Annotated in this window: 21 protein-coding genes; 16 read left to right on the forward strand and 5 right to left on the reverse strand. The window is 65.2% G+C overall.

The annotated features are described in order from the left end of the window. Positions 1 to 35 precede the first annotated feature (35 nt). The 10 genes from P0D62_RS13335 to P0D62_RS13380 all read left to right on the forward strand — a co-directional run bounded on the left by P0D62_RS13335 (position 36) and on the right by P0D62_RS13380 (position 9,585). On the forward strand, positions 36 to 980 hold the full coding sequence (locus P0D62_RS13335; RefSeq protein WP_275703040.1) for a polysaccharide deacetylase family protein: 945 nt from the start codon (positions 36 to 38) through the stop codon (positions 978 to 980). Between the two features lie 42 nt (positions 981 to 1,022). Continuing rightward, positions 1,023 to 1,775, forward strand: a complete 753-nt coding sequence (locus P0D62_RS13340; protein WP_275703041.1) for a phosphoglyceromutase — start codon at positions 1,023 to 1,025, stop codon at positions 1,773 to 1,775. Positions 1,776 to 1,991: 216 nt separating this feature from the next. Then, positions 1,992 to 2,759: a DeoR/GlpR family DNA-binding transcription regulator gene (locus P0D62_RS13345; protein WP_275703042.1), complete on the forward strand. Its 768-nt coding sequence runs from the start codon at positions 1,992 to 1,994 to the stop codon at positions 2,757 to 2,759. A gap of 5 nt (positions 2,760 to 2,764) precedes the next feature. After that, positions 2,765 to 3,217, forward strand: coding sequence for a PTS sugar transporter subunit IIA (locus P0D62_RS13350; RefSeq protein WP_275703043.1), 453 nt, complete (start codon positions 2,765 to 2,767; stop codon positions 3,215 to 3,217). Positions 3,218 to 3,297: 80 nt separating this feature from the next. Continuing rightward, a complete protein-coding gene (gatB, locus tag P0D62_RS13355) occupies positions 3,298 to 3,573 on the forward strand; it encodes a PTS galactitol transporter subunit IIB (RefSeq protein WP_275703044.1) in 276 nt (91 codons plus the stop codon). 117 nt (positions 3,574 to 3,690) lie between these two features. After that, entirely contained in the window at positions 3,691 to 5,058 is a 1,368-nt protein-coding gene (locus tag P0D62_RS13360) for a PTS galactitol transporter subunit IIC (protein WP_275703045.1), read from the forward strand. An 18-nt stretch (positions 5,059 to 5,076) separates the two neighbouring features. After that, positions 5,077 to 6,129, forward strand: coding sequence for a galactitol-1-phosphate 5-dehydrogenase (locus P0D62_RS13365; RefSeq protein WP_275703046.1), 1,053 nt, complete (start codon positions 5,077 to 5,079; stop codon positions 6,127 to 6,129). 221 nt (positions 6,130 to 6,350) lie between these two features. After that, entirely contained in the window at positions 6,351 to 7,637 is a 1,287-nt protein-coding gene (locus tag P0D62_RS13370; protein WP_275703047.1) for a D-tagatose-bisphosphate aldolase, class II, non-catalytic subunit, read from the forward strand. 106 nt (positions 7,638 to 7,743) lie between these two features. After that, complete coding sequence (locus tag P0D62_RS13375; RefSeq protein ID WP_275703048.1) at positions 7,744 to 8,589, forward strand: class II fructose-bisphosphate aldolase; 846 nt, start codon at positions 7,744 to 7,746, stop codon at positions 8,587 to 8,589. Between the two features lie 111 nt (positions 8,590 to 8,700). Next, positions 8,701 to 9,585, forward strand: a complete 885-nt coding sequence (locus P0D62_RS13380; RefSeq protein ID WP_275703049.1) for an IS5 family transposase — start codon at positions 8,701 to 8,703, stop codon at positions 9,583 to 9,585. A gap of 77 nt (positions 9,586 to 9,662) precedes the next feature. Here P0D62_RS13380 and P0D62_RS13385 read toward each other — a convergent pair whose 3' ends face one another. The 4 genes from P0D62_RS13385 to P0D62_RS13400 all read right to left on the reverse strand — a co-directional run bounded on the left by P0D62_RS13385 (position 9,663) and on the right by P0D62_RS13400 (position 12,140). After that, positions 9,663 to 10,343 (reverse strand): hypothetical protein, encoded by a 681-nt coding sequence (locus P0D62_RS13385; protein WP_275703050.1) that lies wholly within the window; start codon positions 10,341 to 10,343, stop codon positions 9,663 to 9,665. A gap of 216 nt (positions 10,344 to 10,559) precedes the next feature. Further along, the gene (locus tag P0D62_RS13390) at positions 10,560 to 10,703 is read right to left on the reverse strand and encodes a hypothetical protein (protein ID WP_275703051.1); all 144 of its coding nucleotides are present in this window, start codon (positions 10,701 to 10,703) and stop codon (positions 10,560 to 10,562) included. 59 nt (positions 10,704 to 10,762) lie between these two features. Next, positions 10,763 to 11,869 (reverse strand): tyrosine/phenylalanine carboxypeptidase domain-containing protein, encoded by a 1,107-nt coding sequence (locus P0D62_RS13395; RefSeq protein ID WP_275703052.1) that lies wholly within the window; start codon positions 11,867 to 11,869, stop codon positions 10,763 to 10,765. 73 nt (positions 11,870 to 11,942) lie between these two features. Then, the gene (locus P0D62_RS13400) at positions 11,943 to 12,140 is read right to left on the reverse strand and encodes a hypothetical protein (RefSeq protein WP_275703053.1); all 198 of its coding nucleotides are present in this window, start codon (positions 12,138 to 12,140) and stop codon (positions 11,943 to 11,945) included. Positions 12,141 to 12,335: 195 nt separating this feature from the next. On the opposite strand from P0D62_RS13400, the gene P0D62_RS13405 reads away from it, so the two are divergent. The 6 genes from P0D62_RS13405 (at position 12,336) to P0D62_RS13425 (ending at position 17,641) form a co-directional block, all read left to right on the forward strand. Continuing rightward, a complete protein-coding gene (locus P0D62_RS13405) occupies positions 12,336 to 13,337 on the forward strand; it encodes a hypothetical protein (protein WP_275703054.1) in 1,002 nt (333 codons plus the stop codon). After that, positions 13,334 to 13,807 carry a TIR domain-containing protein gene (locus P0D62_RS19195; RefSeq protein WP_406708255.1) on the forward strand — a complete coding sequence of 158 codons (474 nt, stop codon included), beginning with the start codon at positions 13,334 to 13,336 and terminating at the stop codon, positions 13,805 to 13,807. The genes P0D62_RS13405 and P0D62_RS19195 overlap by 4 nt, the downstream gene beginning before the upstream one ends. Beyond that, complete coding sequence (locus tag P0D62_RS13410; protein WP_275703055.1) at positions 13,797 to 14,324, forward strand: RipA family octameric membrane protein; 528 nt, start codon at positions 13,797 to 13,799, stop codon at positions 14,322 to 14,324. The genes P0D62_RS19195 and P0D62_RS13410 overlap by 11 nt, the downstream gene beginning before the upstream one ends. Before the next feature lie 124 nt (positions 14,325 to 14,448). Continuing rightward, positions 14,449 to 15,936, forward strand: a complete 1,488-nt coding sequence (locus P0D62_RS13415) for a DNA-3-methyladenine glycosylase 2 family protein (protein ID WP_275703056.1) — start codon at positions 14,449 to 14,451, stop codon at positions 15,934 to 15,936. Continuing rightward, a complete protein-coding gene (locus tag P0D62_RS13420; protein WP_275703057.1) occupies positions 15,933 to 16,427 on the forward strand; it encodes a methylated-DNA--[protein]-cysteine S-methyltransferase in 495 nt (164 codons plus the stop codon). The genes P0D62_RS13415 and P0D62_RS13420 overlap by 4 nt, the downstream gene beginning before the upstream one ends. 56 nt (positions 16,428 to 16,483) lie before the next feature. Beyond that, a complete protein-coding gene (locus P0D62_RS13425; protein WP_275703058.1) occupies positions 16,484 to 17,641 on the forward strand; it encodes an ATP-binding protein in 1,158 nt (385 codons plus the stop codon). Positions 17,642 to 17,809: 168 nt separating this feature from the next. Here P0D62_RS13425 and P0D62_RS13430 read toward each other — a convergent pair whose 3' ends face one another. Next, complete coding sequence (locus P0D62_RS13430; RefSeq protein ID WP_275703059.1) at positions 17,810 to 18,190, reverse strand: ACT domain-containing protein; 381 nt, start codon at positions 18,188 to 18,190, stop codon at positions 17,810 to 17,812. Positions 18,191 to 18,196 lie beyond the last annotated feature (6 nt).

Raw genomic sequence — 18,196 nt, forward strand, 5'->3', positions numbered from 1 at the left:
CGATTCTCAAGTCTGCCCATCCTGGAGGTTGAATCATGGGGTCGTCCCGCCGCGTCGCGATCGCGGGCCTGTCCATCGTCGCGCTGCTCGCAGGAGCGTGCGCGCCCGTCGAGCTGAGCGCGAGACCGTCGACCTCCCCGCGGCAATCGAGCAGCCCGAGCGCCTCCGCCACCCAGACGTCGACACCTTCGCCGTCGCCCTCACCCTCATCGTCGCCATCGCAGAGCGCCACCTCGACGCCCTCCCCCACGCCGACGCATCTGCCCACCGAGCTCATGCCCGGCACCAACCACAACTACGCGGCGGAGGCCTATGCCTATCCCGCGAAACTGGTGCAGAAGTGGCTGAGGGGTAAGAAGGAGGCCGACGAGAAGGTGGTCTTCCTCACCTTCGACGACGGCCCGAACCACTCGATCACCCCGGAGATCCTCGACATCCTCGCCGAGGAGAAGGTGCCCGCCACCTTCTTCCTCGTGGGCAGCGAGATCGAGGACGCCCCCAACATGCTGGAGCGGCAGATCGCCGAGGGCCACGCCATCGCGTTGCACAGCTACACCCACGACTACTCCAAGCTCTATCCCGGCCGCTACGCGGACGCCGCGCGGGTGGCGAAAGAGTTCGACGACACCCTGGCCGAGGTGCGGGCCGTCCTCGGCGAGGACTTCTCGACGGGCGCCTGGCGCTACCCGGGAGGCCACATGTCGTGGAAGTCCATGGAGGGCGCCGACAAGGCGCTGAAGAAGCGCGGCGCCTCCTGGATCGACTGGAACTGCATGACCGGCGACGCCGAGCCGGCGAGCCGGCGTCCCACCACGGTCAGCGGCATGCTCTCGATGGCGACGGACCCCATCGATGACGACGTCAAGGTCGCCGTGGTGCTGGCCCACGATTCGATCGGCAAGGATCTCACCGTGAAGTCGCTGCGCAAGATCATCAAGGCCTACAAGGAGGCCGGCTACACCTTCGGGGTCATCTCCTGAGCCACCCCGATCACGCCCACACCTAAACGCTAGGATCTGGCCATGACGTACAAGTTGATTCTCCTCCGCCACGGCGAGAGCGAATGGAACGCCAAGAACCTGTTCACCGGCTGGGTGGACATCGACCTCAATGAGAAGGGCATTGCCGAGGCCAAGCGCGGCGGCAAGCTGCTGGCCGAAGAGGGCCTGCTGCCCGAGGTGCTGCACACTTCGCTCCAGCGCCGCGCCATCCACACCGCCTACCTGGCGCTGGACAACTGCGATCGCCACTGGATTCCGGTGCGCCGCAGCTGGCGGCTCAACGAGCGCCACTACGGCGCCCTGCAGGGCAAGAACAAGGCCCAGACCCTGGAGCAGTACGGCGAGGAGCAGTTCACGCTGTGGCGCCGTAGCTTCGACGTTCCCCCGCCGGTGATCGACGTCGACGACGAGTTCAGCCAGTACAACGACCCGCAGTACGCCGACATCCCCGAGGATGAGCGTCCCCGCACCGAGTGCCTGAAGGACGTCGTCGTCCGGATGCTGCCGTACTTCGAGTCCGACATCAAGCCCGATCTGGCCAGCGGCAAGACCGTGCTGATCGCCGCCCACGGCAACTCGCTGCGCGCGCTGGTCAAGCACCTCGACGGCATCTCCGACGCCGACATCGCCGGCCTGAACATCCCCACCGGCATTCCGCTCTACTACGAGCTGAACGAGGACTTCACCCCCGTCACCCCCGGTGGCCGCTACCTCGACCCCGAGGCTGCTGCCGCCGCGATCGAGGCCGTGAAGAACCAGGGCAAGAAGAAGTAGTTCCAGGCAGTTCCCAACCGAGGTGGGCGTCCCGATGATGGGGCGCCCACCTTGTTTTTCCCCCGGATACGGGCTCGTCCTGAGCGAGTCCGCTCGCAACCCAGAAATTTCCCAAGTTAAATCCAACTTAAGGGTTGCATTTGACTTGGATCTATTGCAGACTTACAACCACGAGGTGGCAGCGCAGCTCCACCAACCACCAAGGAGGTGACTGGGATGGACATCGAAGAACGGCAGAGTGAGATCGCCAAGCTCATCCAGTCCAAGAAGCGGGTCAAGGCCCTCGCCCTGAGTCAGCTGTTCGATGTGTCCGTCGAGACGATCCGCAAGGATCTGCTCGACCTGCAGGAACAAGGAGTGCTCGTGCGGGTGCATGGCGGCGCCCAGATCCGTCCGGTAGAGCAGGAGAGCGCCTACGAGCGCCGACGGGCGGTGAAGGCCGCCGCGAAGGAGGCCATCGCGAAAAAGGTGATCACCATGATCGAGGAGGGCTCGACCATCTACCTCGACTACGGCACCACCACCTACGCGCTGGCCGCAGAGCTGTTCGCCAGCCAGCGCCGGGTCCGGGTGATCACCAACTCCATGCCGATCGCCAACCTGCTCGGCGAGTCGGACGTGATCGAGACGATCCTCCTTGGCGGCATCGTGCGACGCAACGAGCGCTCCCTCTTCGGCCCCATGGCTGAGAAGGCGCTCGACGCGACCTACATGGACATCGGCTTCTTCGGCTGCGCCGGCGTCCATCCGGCGGCCGGCGTGACCAACCACCACGCCTTCGAAGCCGCCACGTCCTACAAGGCGATGACGCACTGCTCCACCGTCGCAGTATTGGCCGATTCCCAGAAACTCGAGACCATCGCGGTCAACAGGCTGGCAGATCTCAGCGACATCGACGTCCTCGTCACCGACGACACCCCCAGCCCCGAGCTGTCCGCGGCCCTGGAGCTGGCCGACGTGACAGTCACCATCGTCAAGGAGTAACACCTATGGACATCACCCCCGACCTGCTCTTCCCGCACTTCACCGCCGCCAGCCGCGACGAGGTGCTGGAGAAGCTCGGCCAGGCCGTCACCGACCGCGGCCTGGCCCTCGACACCTACGTGCAGGCGCTGAAGGACCGGGAGGCCGAGTACCCCACCGGCCTCGCCATCTCCGGAGGCGTCGCCATCCCCCACACGTCAGCGGAGTACGTGACCGGCAACACCATCGCCGTCGCGACGCTGACCTCGCCCGTCACCTTCCAGGCGATGGGCGACCCCGACACCGCGGTGGAGGTCTCCACCGTCGTGATGCTGGTCTTCGCGGACAGCTCGCAGCACCTGCCGCTGCTGTCGAAGATCGTGAAAAGCCTGCAGGACCAAAGCTTCGTCGATGCGATGCACGAGGCCGGAGGAACTGAGGAACTGTCCGTCGTCCTTGCCGGGAGGCTCGGCGACTGAAAGAGGCCCTGCCTCAAAGGCTGCACGGCCGCCCGGCCGACAGTCCCCGCACAACACCATTCACCCCGAAGGGAAACACAATGAAGCGAGTCCTCGTGGCCTGCGGTGGCGCCGTCGCCACCTCCACTCTGGCAGCTGACCGCGTCCGACAGCTCTGCAAGGACAACGGCATCGCCGTCGACGTTCAGCAGTGCCGGATCAGCGAGCTTGGCGGCCGGGCGGAACAGGCCGATCTCATCGTCACCACGGCCAAGGTGAGCCGCGACTACGGCGTGCCGGTCATCCACGGCATCGCCTTCGTCTCGGGCATCAACGTCGAGGCGACCGAAGCCAAGATCCTGGAGATCTTGGGCTAGTAGAACCAAGCAGGGGCGCTACCTCCGGGCAGGGAGGTAGCACCCCCTGGAGCACCGTGGACGGGCAATGCCCGGCTGCGGAGTTCCTAGTAATCCCGCGAAAGGATCTTTTCAATTATGGATGCTTTTCTGAGCGTCATCCAATACATCGTCGATCTGGGCCCATCCGTGATGCTCCCCCTGATCATCTTCATCATCGGACTGTCGCTGCGCCAAGGCGTCGGCAAGTCGCTTCATGCCGGCCTGACCATCGGCGTCGGCTTCGTCGGCCTCGGTCTCGTCGTCGGCCTGCTGACCAGCGCCCTCGGCCCCGCCGCCCAGGCCATGGCCGAGAACTTCAACCTCGGCCTCACCGTCGTCGACGTCGGCTGGCCCGGCAGCGCTCCCATGGCCTGGGCCTCTCCCATGGGCCTGATCGCCATTCCCATCGCGATCCTGGTGAACGTGGTCATGCTGCTGATCCGCGCCACCCGCGTGGTGAACGTCGACATCTGGAACATCTGGCACATGGCCTTCACCGGCGCCATCGTGCAGGTGGCCACCGGCAGCTTCTGGTGGGGCATCGTCGGCGTCGCAGTGCACGCCGCCGTCGCCTACAAGCTGGGCGACATGTTCGGGCAGGTGACCGACAACTTCTTCGGCCTGGAGGGCGTGTCCATTCCCCACGGCACCTCCGCCTACATGGGCGTGCTCGCCTCGCCCATCGACGACCTGTTCGAGAAGATCCCCGGCGTTCGCAAGATCAACCTCACCACCGAGAAGCTGGAGCAGCGTCTGGGCACCTTCGGCGAGCCCTTGCTCATCGGCACCATCCTCGGCGTGGTGATCGGCCTCCTCGGCGGATACAGCGTCGGCGCCTCGGTGCAGCTCGGCGTGCAGATGGGCGCCGTGATGATCCTGATGCCGCTCGTGGTGAAGCTGATCATGCAGGGCCTGCTGCCGATCGCAGAGGCCGCGCGCTCGATCCTGCAGAAGCGCTTCAAGGGCTCCGAGTACAAGATCGGTCTCGACCCGGCGCTGCTTCTCGGCCATCCTCAGGTGATCTCCGCCAGCCTGATCTTCGTGCCGCTGACCATCGTCATCGCCGCCCTCATCCCCGGCAACCGGGTGCTGCCGTTCGGCGACCTGGCGACCATCGGCTTCTTCGTCGCGATCGCCGTCGGCGTGCACAAGGGCAACATCTTCCGCACCTTGTTCTCCGGCACCGCGATCATGGTGATGACGATCTGGATCGCCAACCAGATGGTCTCGCTGCAGACCGAGCTGGCGAAGAACACCGGCCTGCTGCAGAACGCCACCGAGGTGTCGTCGCTGGATCAGTCCGGCAGCCCGATCACCTACCTGCTCGCCAAGGGCGCAGCCGGTGAGCTGTCCATCGGATGGTTCGTCATCCTCGGCCTGTGGGGTGCCGGCTTCGTCTACACCTTCATCAAGTACCGTCGCCAGACGCTCTACGTCGAGTCGCTCGAAGCGGCCGACGCCTGATCGGGGGGAGCGACACACATGTCTTCGACCATGAAGACCGTCGCGGTCACCGGGATCCAAGAGCTCTCGGTGATCCCCACCCCGGTGCCGGAATGCGGCCCCACCGACGTGCTGGTGCGCGTCGCCTACTGCGGGATCTGCGGCTCGGACGTGCCTCGCTACTTCGACGGCGGGGTGCACTCCTTCCCGCAGGTGCTGGGACATGAGTTCTCCGGCGTCGTCGAACGCGTCGGCTCCGACGTGACCAGGGTGTCCCCCGGCGATCGGGTGGCCGTCGCCCCACTGGTGCCGTGTCATCAGTGCGACGAATGCCTCGCCGGCCGGCCAGCCTTGTGCCCGAACTACTCCTTCATCGGGTCTCGCCAGCAAGGCGCGCTCGCCGAGTACGTACGGGCGCCGGAGGCAAACGTGGTGCCCGTCGGCGACCTCGACCTGAAGGTCGCGGCGCTGATCGAGCCCCTCACCGTCGCGATCCACGGCGTGGAGCGACTGCCCGTCGAAGCCGGTCAGGACGCGGCCGTGCTGGGAGGTGGCGTCATCGGATTGATGGCCGTCATCACCCTGCGGGCGAAGGGCATCCGCAACATCACCGTCGTGGACGTGAACCCGTGGGCGCTCGAGATGACCAAGAAGTTCGGCGCGACGCACACCGTCAACGTCGCCGAGCAGGATCTGTCCGAGCACTTCGCCTCGATCGGGGCGCCTCAGGTGGTCGTCGAGACCGCCGGAGCCACCCCGACGCGTCGCCAGGCGCTGGAGATCGCGGCGCGCAACGGCGCCGTGGTCTACATCGGCACTCCCACCGCCGATCTCACGTTGGATCCGGAGACCTTCGAGCACATCCTCCGCAAGGAACTCCTGGTCCGAGGCTCGTGGATGTCCTACTCGGCGCCCTTCCCGGGCGGCGAATGGACCCAGGCACCCCGTCTCTTGGCCGACGCCTTGGGGGATCCGGCCGAGATCGTGAGCCACGTGTTCTCCCTTGATGAGGTGGCCGACGGGTTCGCCGTCATGCGCGAACGCAACGCCCACCGACTGAAGGTGATGTTCCGCGTCGGCGGAGGCCAGTAACACCAACCCCGACGAGGCCTGCCAGCGGATGGCAGCCTCCACGGCCCGCCGGGGCCCGCCCACCGGAACCGCTGAACGGCGGCGACCGACGGGCCCCGGCGGCCTCTCCCCCACGCGCACCGTGGGTACTCCAACCCCCAAGCAGGGAACCCGAAAACGGGTCGCCCCGGCGGGAGCGCGCTCAAAAACAGCTCAACGAGTCACGAGAAAAGGGAAACACCATGACTCAGGACCATCTCCGCCAGATCCTCGGCCAGAACAAGGCCGGCCAGAAGGCCGGGATCTACTCGGTCTGCTCGGCCCATCCCCTGGTCCTGGAGGCCTCGATGCGGCAGGCGAAGCAGGACGGCAGCGTGCTGCTGATCGAGGCCACCTCCAACCAGGTGGACCAGTTCGGCGGCTACACCGGCATGACCCCGGTGGACTTCCGCGAGTTCGTCTACGGCATCGCCGAGAATCAGGACTTCGCCAAGGACCGCATCATCCTCGGCGGCGACCACCTCGGCCCGAACCGCTGGCAGAAGGAGTCCCCCGACACCGCCATGGACAAGGCCGAGGATCTCGTCCGGGCCTACGTCGCCGCTGGCTATACCAAGATCCACCTCGACTGCTCCATGTCGTGCGCCGGCGATCCCGTGCCGCTGACCGACGAGATCGTCGCCCAGCGCGCTGCCCGGCTGCTCGTCGTCGCCGAGCAGGCGGCGAAGGACGCGGACCTCGCTCTCCCGGTCTCTTACGTGATCGGCACCGAGGTGCCCGTTCCCGGCGGCGCTCACGAGACGCTCCACGCCCTCACCCCCACGTCGCGAGAGGCCGCCCAGGAGACGATCGCCGCCCACAAGAAGGCGTTCGCCGAGGTGGGACTCGCCGAGGCATGGGAGAAGGTCGTCGCCATCGTCGTGCAGCCTGCGGTCGAGTTCGATCACGTGCAGGTGATCGACTACGTGTCCGCGAACACCACCGAGCTCCAGACCGCACTGGCCGACGAGCCCACCCTCCTGTTCGAGGCTCATTCGACCGACTACCAGACCGAGAAGAACCTGAGCGATCTGGTCGACGATCACTGGGCGATCCTCAAGGTCGGCCCCGGCCTGACCTTCAACCTGCGCGAGGCCTTCTTCGCCCTGGACGCCATCGAGGGACACCTCGTCGACGATCCCGCGAAGCGCTCGGACCTCGTCGCGGTGATGGACGAGGTGATGGTGAACGATCCCGGCGACTGGGCGTCCTACTACGAGGGCTCCGCGCACGAGCAGGCGATCGCCCGCAAGTTCAGCTACTCCGATCGCATCCGCTACTACCTGCCCAACCCGACCATCGTGGCCGCCTACGACCGGATGGTGGCGAACCTCACCCAGACGGGCATCCCGGAGCCGTTGATCAGCCAGTACCTGCCGAAGCAGTTCGACCGCGTGCGCGAGCAGCAACTGGCTCCCACCGCCCACGAGCTGATCGTCGACCGGGTGCGGGACGCCCTTCGCCCGTACGCCGCCGCCTGCGGCTTCTGACCCGACTACCGGCCGCCCTGGGCGGATTGACCTCCCTGTCAGAGGCACTGATCACCCAGGGCCGCCGGTTCTCGGCGCCTTCCACCTCGCACGTCAAGGAGAATCGATGCTCGCGCCCCTGAACACACTCGCCAACCAATGCCGCGCCCGCAGGGTCGGGCTCGGCGCCTTCAACGTCATCCACCTCGAAAACGCCGAGGCCATCATCGCTGCGGCGGAACGAACCGGCCTGCCGGTGGTGCTCCAGATCTCTGAGAACGCCGTGAAGTTCCACCAAGGCAACCTGGAGCCCCTGGCCCTGGCCACTCTCGCGCTCGCGAAAAAGAGCAGGACGCAGGTGGTCGTCCACCTCGACCACGCCAAGGATCTCGGCCTGATCCAGCAAGCAATCAAGCTGGGCTTCACGTCGATCATGTACGACGGATCCCACCTGAACGACGCCGAGAACCGGGCGACCACAGCCCAGGTCGCCGGATGGTGCCGCCTGCGGGGCGTCTCCCTCGAGGCCGAACTGGGCGAGGTGGGCGGCAAGGACGGCGCGCACGCCCCCGGCGTACGCACCAACCCCGCCGACGCGAAACAGTTCGTCGCCGACACTGGCGTCGACCTGCTGGCGGTGGCCGTCGGCAGCTCACACGCCATGACTACCCGCAATGCGGCCCTCGACCTCGACCTGATCCACGACCTCGCCCAAGAAGTGCCCGTTCCGCTGGTGCTGCACGGATCGTCGGGCGTCAGCGACGAGAACATGGCCCTGGCCATCCAGGCAGGCATGACCAAGATCAACGTGTCCACGCATCTGAACAAGGTCTACACCGAGGCAGTGCGCGCGACGCTCGCCTCGAATCCCGGCGTGGTCGACACCCGCAAGTGGACGGCCCCCGCCTCGCAGACCTTGTCCGACGAGGTGGCCCGGCTGCTGACCCACTACCAGTCGGTGCCTGTGAACTAGGTCGTGTTGCGAAAGTCGGCTGGTTGGTCGCGTGTCGCTGACGAGTGAGGGAGGTCTCATGGGGTAGATCGGGTGGTGTCTAGCCGTCCTCCACTTCCCCAGGAGACCTTGATGCCCACGATAGACGCTGCTCGTCGTCATGACCTCACCGATGCCCAATGGACACTCCTCGAACCGTTACTACCCAAGGTGTCGCGGCTGGGCCGTCCACGGCAATGGCCCTTGAGAGGCCTGATCGACGGAGCCCGGTACCGGGTCAGGGTCGGCTGTCCATGGCGGGATGTCCCGGCCTGTTACGGGCCGTGGTGGCGCGTCTACAACGTGTTCTCCCGCTGGCAGACCGCAGGGGTATGGCGACACCTCAACGACAGGCTCCGCGCGGCCGCACAGGCCGCTGGCAAGGTGAAATGGCAGGTATCTGTCGACTCCACCACCAGCCGCGGACACGTCCACGCGGCCGGAGCCCGACGCGACTGTGTTGTCACAGTCGAAGGTGAACCGGCTGACCACGGGTTCGGCCGATCGAGAGGGGGCTGGTCCACGAAAACGCACCTGGCCGTGGACCAGGATCGTGGAGTGCTCGCGTTCCACATCACTGCAGGGCAGCGTAACGACAGCCCGGAGTTCGTCGCCGTGCTCGACGCGATCAAGGTCGCTAACGTGGTTGGAGCACCGCGACGGCGACCAGACCGGGTGCTGGCCGACCGGGCGTACTCTTCCCGCGCGAATCGGTCATGGCTGCGCGAGCACCGGATCAAGGCCACAATCCCGTCGCCTGCCGACCAAGCCAGGCACCGGAAACGACCGGGCCGGCGCGGGGGCCGACCACCGGCGTTCAGCCCCGCGGTCTACAAAGACCGACACGCGGTCGAATGTGGCATCAACAAGCTCAAACACCAGCGAGCGTTCGCGACCCGCTACGACAAACCCGCCGTCCGCTACACCGCGACCGTCCAGATCACCGTCCTCAACAGCTGGCTCAAACGACTTACGTAACAGGACCTAGCGGCGAGGAGCCGCAGAATCTCGAGGTCACTTGCGGTGAAGTCAGAAAAGTCACTGTCGGTCATGATTCAGCCTTCTCTCAACGGGCTGTGTGGGGTGCAGCGAAGGACACACTGGAAGAGGGGTGGGTTCGTATGCCGGGGCACCGCGAGGCTGTACTCGCCCTCGGACTCATGCAGACGAGCGATGACGCCCTCATCGGTCTCACTCCGCATACGTTTCAGCTCCCGCGCGGCCACGACAAAACTCGATGTATCGACAGCCCATCCTCTTCTTGTTCTGCCGAGCTCCACCCCGGCCTTGTGGAGCAGCATGCGTGCCGTCGCGTCCAGGCCATGCCCGTCGATGTAGGCCACATCGAACAGCCGGTCCATCTCGTCCGGATCATCGACGGAAGCGTGCGGCGGAGCGAGTTGGGCAAACAAGTACAGCGCGACGCGCACACGAGCAAGGATGGTATCCACGGCGGCGGAGAGCTTCTTCTCGTTCATCCCGTCGAGCTGTGCGGAAAGCTCCTGGCGCCAGGTCCTTTCCTCAGCAAAGACGTGAGCCTGCTCCGCTTCTTCCTGACGCAGCGCGAGGAGCCCATGGTCTATCTCCAGAAGGAAGGCCAGGATCGTGAGATCCGTGTCAGTCAGTTGGGGCTTCCTGGCTCGCCCGGCCATCACCAGCACCGCTCGGCTGACAATGGCGCCAACCACCGTCTCCGAAAGCCTGGTGAGGGCCGCCGTCTCCGGATCCTCGGGCACCGACGCAACGGAGACCACCGGAACGCGTCCCTTACGTTCACCGGCCTGGACGTGATCGGTGACGTCGGCATCACCATTGGCCACCCACGGGTTGCTCTTCGCGTTGTGCTCCCGCTTCAGATCCGTGTAAGCGTTACTCTTCGCGCGGGTGTAATACTGCTCGGATGCCTCTTTGGGAACAGCCGTTCCATCGATCGACCACCGCGTCTCAAGGTTTCACACAACGCTCTCGCACGCCCTGGAGGCGGCCAGGATCAGGTCGTCGCTCTCCGAAGTCTGCTGATGCTGGAACCGGTCTCGCACCGTCGCGAAGTACCCCTCGACCTGGGTGATCAGGCCATCCAACTCATCGCGCGTCACGGGGCGGCTACGCCCAAGATCGTCCCACTCATCTTCTGAGAACCTCTGGTACCGCACGTCTATCCCTCCCCCTTACTCGGCACGTACTCGATCAGATCACCCGTAGACAGCTTTCCATCAGCCAGCAGTTCCCGTGCGGCATCGAGGTATCCGACGCCCCACTTCGTCGCTCGCAAGAGGCGGATTTCCTCGACGGGGCGCTCCGCGAGATCCAGCAGGCCGCTCAGATAGCCGTGGTCCTTCGTGAGCCCACCATGCGACTCCGGATCAGCAAGCCCTCGACGCAGGCGCAATGCCAGCTCTGCAGCGTCATCGGCGTCGAGATATCCGCACAGGAACTCGGCCAACGACACCAAACCCCGCCGCTGTGCCTCTACCACCCCGAGCACTCGCACCGCATATCGTCGCAGGTTCTCCGCGCTCTCGAGTCCCTGCTCTCGTTCTCGTAGAGCTGCGAGGCCCTCCTCCGTGGCGGCGGTGTTCCTGAACGGGAAGGCGGCCAGCGGCTCGGCCTGACGTCGCGCGTTCTCCCACCGCAAGACATGCCCACCCACCTCATGAGCCACGAGTCGATGCACCTCGCGTTCCATAAGTTCTATGCCTTCGCGGACACGGATGCGTCGCAGCGCTCCGTTGACGCTCGCCATGGCGGCCATGTTGGCGCTGATCTCGACGCGCCACCCCTCCACCGAATGGCGCTCGAGGGCATCGAGAATCGCCGACTCAAGATCCCGGGTACCGAGTTCACGAGGCCCGTCAGTGAGGTGCTCTGGTTGCCGAAGAACCTCGCGTGCCGCGTTCTGTATCTTGACGGTTGGCAGCCCTGAGTCTTCGACGGCCCATGCCGCGTACAAGGCATCATCGCGCGATACGACAGCTGCCACTTGGGCGGCGATCCCATCGACATGCTCACGGACGAGGCGCCGAAGGACGGCGGGCAACGACGCGGACTCGCGCTCCACCGCCGCGAGCGCGGCAGCCACCCGATCCTGGTCGACGCCCGGGAAGGAGAACGGCTCGCGGTACGGGCCGAAGTCGCCTTCGCGCAGTCGCGCGCCAAGCACCCAACGATGCCGCTCCAGGTCGAGCGGCGTCGTCCACTCGGTCGGCGTGAAGACCTTCCCCAGCTCCTCCAACGCTGCCGTCAGGTTGTCCCGCTCCGTCACGTCGCTGCCCTCGCTCCCCGTGCGATACCAAGCCAACGCTGGCGTGGGGGATCATCGTCGCCATCTACGATTCTCAATTGTCCCCCTTCTGCGGACAGGCGGCCCAGTTACAGACATACGTGGACAAGACAGCGGCCAACTCCATGTCGGTCAGCAGCACCCCACCAGCCTCGGCCGCGTCGAGAGTGCGGATGAGCTTGTCCTTGAGTTCGACGACGGCAATGCTCTTGCCCTGCCTCAGCGCCTCCCGCCGGGCATCATCCGCGAGCAAGGACAGCGCCTAATCGTCGAACTCGCTGCGCCACTGAGCCACCGTGCGTCCCTTCATCTGCTTAGAGGTTCCGCAAGTAGGTGGCACCTACCTGCGGAACCTCTCATACACGACCATGACGGACAGGCATCGGGCCTTCCTCGTGGACCGGAGGATAACCCCTACCAGGAGCCCGATACGATCAGGCGCAGCGCCATGAATACGAACGAAACTGACGGCATTGCAATGGGGTTACGCAAAGCCATCGAGGGCCTCGGCACCCGGGGCATTCGGCGCGTCACGAGCTTTCCTCCGGAGTTGATCAGCGCCCTCCATGTGGACGGTGCAGCTCCGTTCCACATCCTGCAGGAGCATGTCGGCCGTAGACTTATTGCGGTTGCGGAGACTCTTCCTCCGCCGCTGCACACAGCGTTCGTCATCGTAGGCGGCTTCCATCAAAACGCACCGTCGAGTGTCTCCGAACGCGTCCGCCAAGCCGCGACAGAACTCGATGTCTCCGCGCGCACCGTGCGGCGTCGGTTTGAGGAGGCGGCGCACCAGATCTCTTTGTCACTCGCCCGTCGAGGAAATGAGTCGGTACTGGCCGACATCGACTACTCCTTCATCGCGTCACGCACCGGCATCGACCTTCGGCACGACCGCCCAGTGGTCGCGACGCAGCGCACGATCGGCACCAGATCAGACGGCATCGACCACATCGACGACCAGATCGGGCTGCCTTCCTACCACGGTGACACTCTCTACGTCCGCGCTGCCGAGGGCTGCGAGGTCGCCAGCACGACACGGGTGAGCCCCATCCATTGGGTCCGGAGGCTGCGCTTTCCACGCCCGCTGAAGGCTGGCGAGGACCACACCTTCGTCGTTTCGTTCGAACTACCCAGCCAGGATTGCCTCGACCCGATCGCCGGCTTCATGCCGCGCACCAACAGCTACGACGCCTCACTGGAATTGAGATTCGGCCCCCGGCGTCCCCAGGTGCTGGAACACTTCTGCACCCCTCCACCGGCGGAGCAGCTCACGGTTCTTATTCCCGGCTCTCGCCTGATCACCGACGTCGAGGCGCGCCACGTCTTCACCTTCAACCAAATGCAGCCGGGCTACTGCTACGGAGTGAAGTGGCATTGGGGCGGCCCTCCCGCCGAAGAATTGCCATGTACGCAAGGAAAGGCATGGATGAACCGACGGACTCCACTATGACCATCAACGCATTCGTGAGCTTCAAGTCAGAAGACCAAGGAGCACGAGACGCACTAACAAACTCGCCCGAACTCTCCCGGGTTAGCTTCATATCATATCCAAATACCGCACCTTGGGACAACACTTGGCAAGACACTTGCCGAGAAATACTATCTCTCACATTCGGAACAATCGTCCTTGTTGGAAAGAACTCACACCACTCCACTCCCATCACATGGGAGATATCCGAGACAATCCGCTTAGGAAAACGGATCCTCGGCGTACAAATCGATCCAACGACTATTCACCCTATTCCTGACGGACTACGTCCCGAACTTGTAGTCAACTGGAACCCCCACTGGATTTCACGAGAGATCGAGGCCTGGAGGAGCGCTCCGCCGACACAGCAAGAACTATCCAGGCCGGCAGAATCCCAAACCAGCGCACAAGCCAGCTATCGACGACCCACAGGAGAACTCAATGAGCGATGAGGCATCGACATTCGACGACACACTGTTCCCTAACGGCCCACCTCGAAACAAGGGGGAACTAGACCAGCTCATAGAGTTGTACAAGCTGATGGTTGCAAGCTCCGAGACCCTGGTCAGTCGCCGACAGAACGTGAACACTTTCTTCCTCACAATAAACACGCTACTTCTCAGCGCATCGGGAATCGTGATCAACGCTGGGAGCGACAGTAGCTTCAAGGCAGCAGGCCTCGCGATAATTGGCATGACCGGTGGAATTCTGTCGATCACCTGGCTTCGCCTTCTCAAATCACTTGGACAACTAAACCGAGGGAAGTTCGCGGTCATCAATCGACTTGAGCTCACGCTCACAGCGGCGATATACCTTGCAGAATGGCAAGCATTGGGCGAAGGTAAAGACCCCAAGAAATACAGTCCATCGACCTCGCGAGAGGCCTGGATACCGTGGACATTTCTCGGTCTCTACTGCCTGACAACGATCTGCTCGGTCGCCGTCGCAGTTGGCGTTGTCGTCATCTGAACTAGCTCAGTGGGCCACACGAAGCCGTACCGGACGCGTTGGAGAGCACGGGAACGGAGCACACCGTCAGCGCAGTGTCGCATTCCTGCTAGCTCCGCAGTAGATCGTGCGCAATGCTGGGGTCATGCACACCGACCGGGAGGCCTGTCTCCGCGCGATCTCAGCCAAGGACGCACGGTTCGACGGCGTGTTCTTCACCGGAGTCACGTCGACGGGGATCTTCTGCAGGCCATCCTGTCCTGCACGCACCCCAGCGGCGCATAACGTCGAGTTCTATCCGACCGCGGCCGCCGCGCAGCTCGCAGGGTTCCGTGCCTGCAAGCGCTGCCTGCCCGCGGCATCGCCGGGTTCGCCGGAGTGGGACGTGCGGGGCGACGCGGTGGCGCGCGCGATGCGTCTGGTCGACGACGGGATGGTGGATCGCGAGGGCGTCACCGGGCTGGCGGCCCGACTGGGCTACTCGCCTCGCCAGGTGCAGCGCCTGCTGGCCGACGGCGCGGGCGCCGGTCCCCTCGCCCTGGCTCGCGCACGCCGGGCCCAGACCGCACGCACCCTCATCGAGGCGAGCGACCTGTCGATGTCCGACATCGCCTTTGCCGCCGGCTTCTCCAGCATTCGTTCCTTCAACGACACCGTGCGCTCGGTGTACGCCAGCACCCCGTCGGAGCTGCGACACCACCGAAAAGGCGCGCGGGCAGCATCGTCGTCGGGACTCACGTTCATCGACCTGACGCTCGCCACCCGCCAACCCTTCTGCCCGTGCAACGTGTTCGGCCACCTCATCGCGACGCGCATCGACGGCATCGAGACCTTCACGGATGGTGCGTACAGCCGTACCCTTCGACTGCCCGTCGGCTGGGGCGTGGTGTCGCTGCGTCCCGACAAGGGCGGCGTGCACGCACGGCTCGGGCTCTCCGAGGTCTCCCAGCTGCCCACCGCGGTGGCGCGGCTGCGTCGCCTGCTCGATCTCGACGCAGATCCCGTCGCCATCGACGACTTCCTCTCCGAGGATCCCGCCTTCACTCCTCTGGTCGCGACTCACCCCGGGCGGCGCATCCCGCGCGGCATCGACGGCGACGAGATGGCAGCGCGGATCGTGTTGGGCCAGCAGGTCTCGACGGCCGCCGCTCGCACCCACGGCGCCCGACTCGTGGCCGCGCTGGGTAAGCCCGTCGACACCGGCATCCCGGGGTTGACCCACCTCTCCCCCACCTCCGCGGAGATCGCGGAGGTTCCCGACGAGGCCCTCGCCTTTCCGCAGTCGCGGCGCGACACGCTGCGTCGCGTGGCCGCCGCATTGGCGGATGGCACGATCGACCTAGGCCCCGGCGCTGACCGCGACGAGGCCCGAGCCAACCTGCTCGCCCTCAAGGGCATCGGGCCATGGACCGTCGAGATGATCGCAATGCGCGCGCTCGGCGACCCCGATGCTTTCCCCACCACCGACCTCGGCGTGATCAAGGCCGCCCACGAGCTAGGCATCTCCGACCTCGCCGCCCACGCCGAACGCTGGAGACCCTGGCGCTCGTACGCCACCCAACACCTCTGGACCCTCAGCCCCCACGCCGTCAACACCATTCCCGGACATCCGGGTTGCCAGGAGGCATCATGAAGCACTCGATCACCGACTCCCCTGTCGGTCCGCTGATCCTCGTCGAGCACGACGGAGCATTGGTCGGCCTCTACCTGGAGAACCAGCGGCACTTCCCCACAACCAGCCTCGGCGAGCGCGTCGACGACGCCATGCCGGCCGCTCGGGAGCAACTCGAGGAGTACTTCGCCGGGCAGCGTCGCACGTTCGATCTGCCGCTGGCCCCCGTCGGCACAACGTTCCAGCAGTCGGTCTGGGCCTTTCTGCAAGAGATCCCATACGGCGAGACCACCACCTACGGCGCGCTCGCCCTGCAGCTCGGCAAACCCCAGGCCTCTCGCGCAGTGGGCGCCGCAACCGGCCGAAACAGGGTCAGCATCATCATCCCGTGCCACCGCCTCGTCGGCAGCACCGGCAGCCTCACCGGCTACGCCGGCGGCGTCGAGCGCAAGCAATACCTGCTGGCCCTCGAGCAAGGCCTCGTCGCGCCGGAAGTAGGCGACCTCACATAGCGCGCTTCCATGTAATTCCTGGCGCTACACCCGGAATTGCATGGTAGTCTCAAGGCATGCTCTCGCGTCCACGCGCCACAGCGGAACTCATGACGGCTCTTGCACGATCGCCGATCGTGCTGCTCGTCGGGGCACGCCAAGTAGGCAAAACGACGCTCGCTCGCACCATCACAAGGAGGGGGTCCGCCGAGTACTTCGACCTCGAGGATCCCGTCGATCTCGCACGCCTGGAGCAGCCCATGCTCGCGCTCGATGGTCTCCGTGGCACGATCGTGATCGACGAGGTTCAGCGTCGCCCGGATCTCTTCCCCATCCTTCGCGTACTCGCCGACCGAGAAGACTCCTCCGCGAGATTCCTGGTACTGGGCAGCGCCTCACCCGAGGCGTTGCGCCAGGCCTCTGAGTCCTTGGCAGGACGAGTCGAGGTCATCGAACTCAGCGGCATCGGGGCCGAAGACGTCGCCGACAACACCGACGAACTTTGGCTGAGGGGCGGCTACCCCCGATCATTCCTTGCCGCCAGCGCCGGAGATTCCCTGCGCTGGCGCGAGTCCTATATCAGGACGCTCGCCGGTCGCGACCTCCAAGATTTCGGGATGGGGTTGCCCCCGGCAACCATCGAGCGCTTCCTCGGCCTGGTCGCACACACCCACGGGAACCTCTGGAACTCAGCAGCGATCGCTCGCGCCCTGGGAATCAATGAGACCACAGCACGTAAGTACGTCGACGGGCTCGCGGACGCGATGCTCGTGCGAGTGCTCCAGCCCTGGCACGTGAACAGCGGCAAACGGTTGGTGCGTTCTCCCAAGGTCTACTACCGCGACACCGGCCTCCTTCACGCCCTCTGGGGAGGGGTGAACACTCAGGAGGCCCTGCTCCGACACATCGGCGTGGGCGCTTCTTGGGAGTCCTTCGTGCTGGAGGAGGCGATTCGGCGAGCCCCTACAGCCCGTCCCTACTTCTGGCGCACCAGCAACGGCGCCGAGCTGGACCTTCTCCTGGACGGCACGCCTCGGATCGGCATCGAGGTCAAGCGGGCCGATGCTCCCAGGCTCACCGCATCCATGAGGGCCGCACTCGATGAGTTGAAGCTGGACGAACTCTTCGTCGTCTACCCGGGCACTCGCCGATACCGGCTGGCCGAACGCGCCACCGTCGTTCCGTTCTCCGATCTCGTGGCCGCGCAGACCATTGACGATCTGTCGTCCGAGTAGGACTAGGGCCTGTTACGAAAGTGGAAATGGCCTACTGCGCGACGCCCTGGCACGCCATCTGCTTCGTTGCACTCGTCGAAGGTAGGCACCACTAGCTCCTTCCTCCTGCGCCTTGCATCTGACGCACCATGACGCCGCTCGCTACGGCCACCACTTCCGCAACAGACCCTAGCGCTGGCTGAGGTTCTGGAGCACGGCCAGGGCGTCGATGACGCGGTCGGACGGCACCAGGATGTGGTCGTGATAGAAGCCGGCCAGCATGTTGCAGGGCACGCCCTTCTGGGCCAGCGCTGAGGAGACCGCGGCGGTCAGACCCACGGCTTGCAGCGACGAGTGCACCTGCAGCGTGATCCAGGCGAAGGTGCCCTCGTAGGAGAGGCCGGCCTCGTCGGCGACCGCCTGCTCCACCACCAACGATCCGCCCTCGCGCTCGACGACAGAGGCGTGCGATGGCAGCGGGAGGTCGGTCACCACGTAGACGAAAGCCCCCGCGCGGACGCTGGGTCGGAGGGTGCGCAGGATCTCGTCGAGATCGGTGAGGCCGGTCATGCCTCC

Source organism: Tessaracoccus caeni (assembly GCF_029211185.1).
Classification (GTDB): domain Bacteria; phylum Actinomycetota; class Actinomycetes; order Propionibacteriales; family Propionibacteriaceae; genus Arachnia; species Arachnia caeni.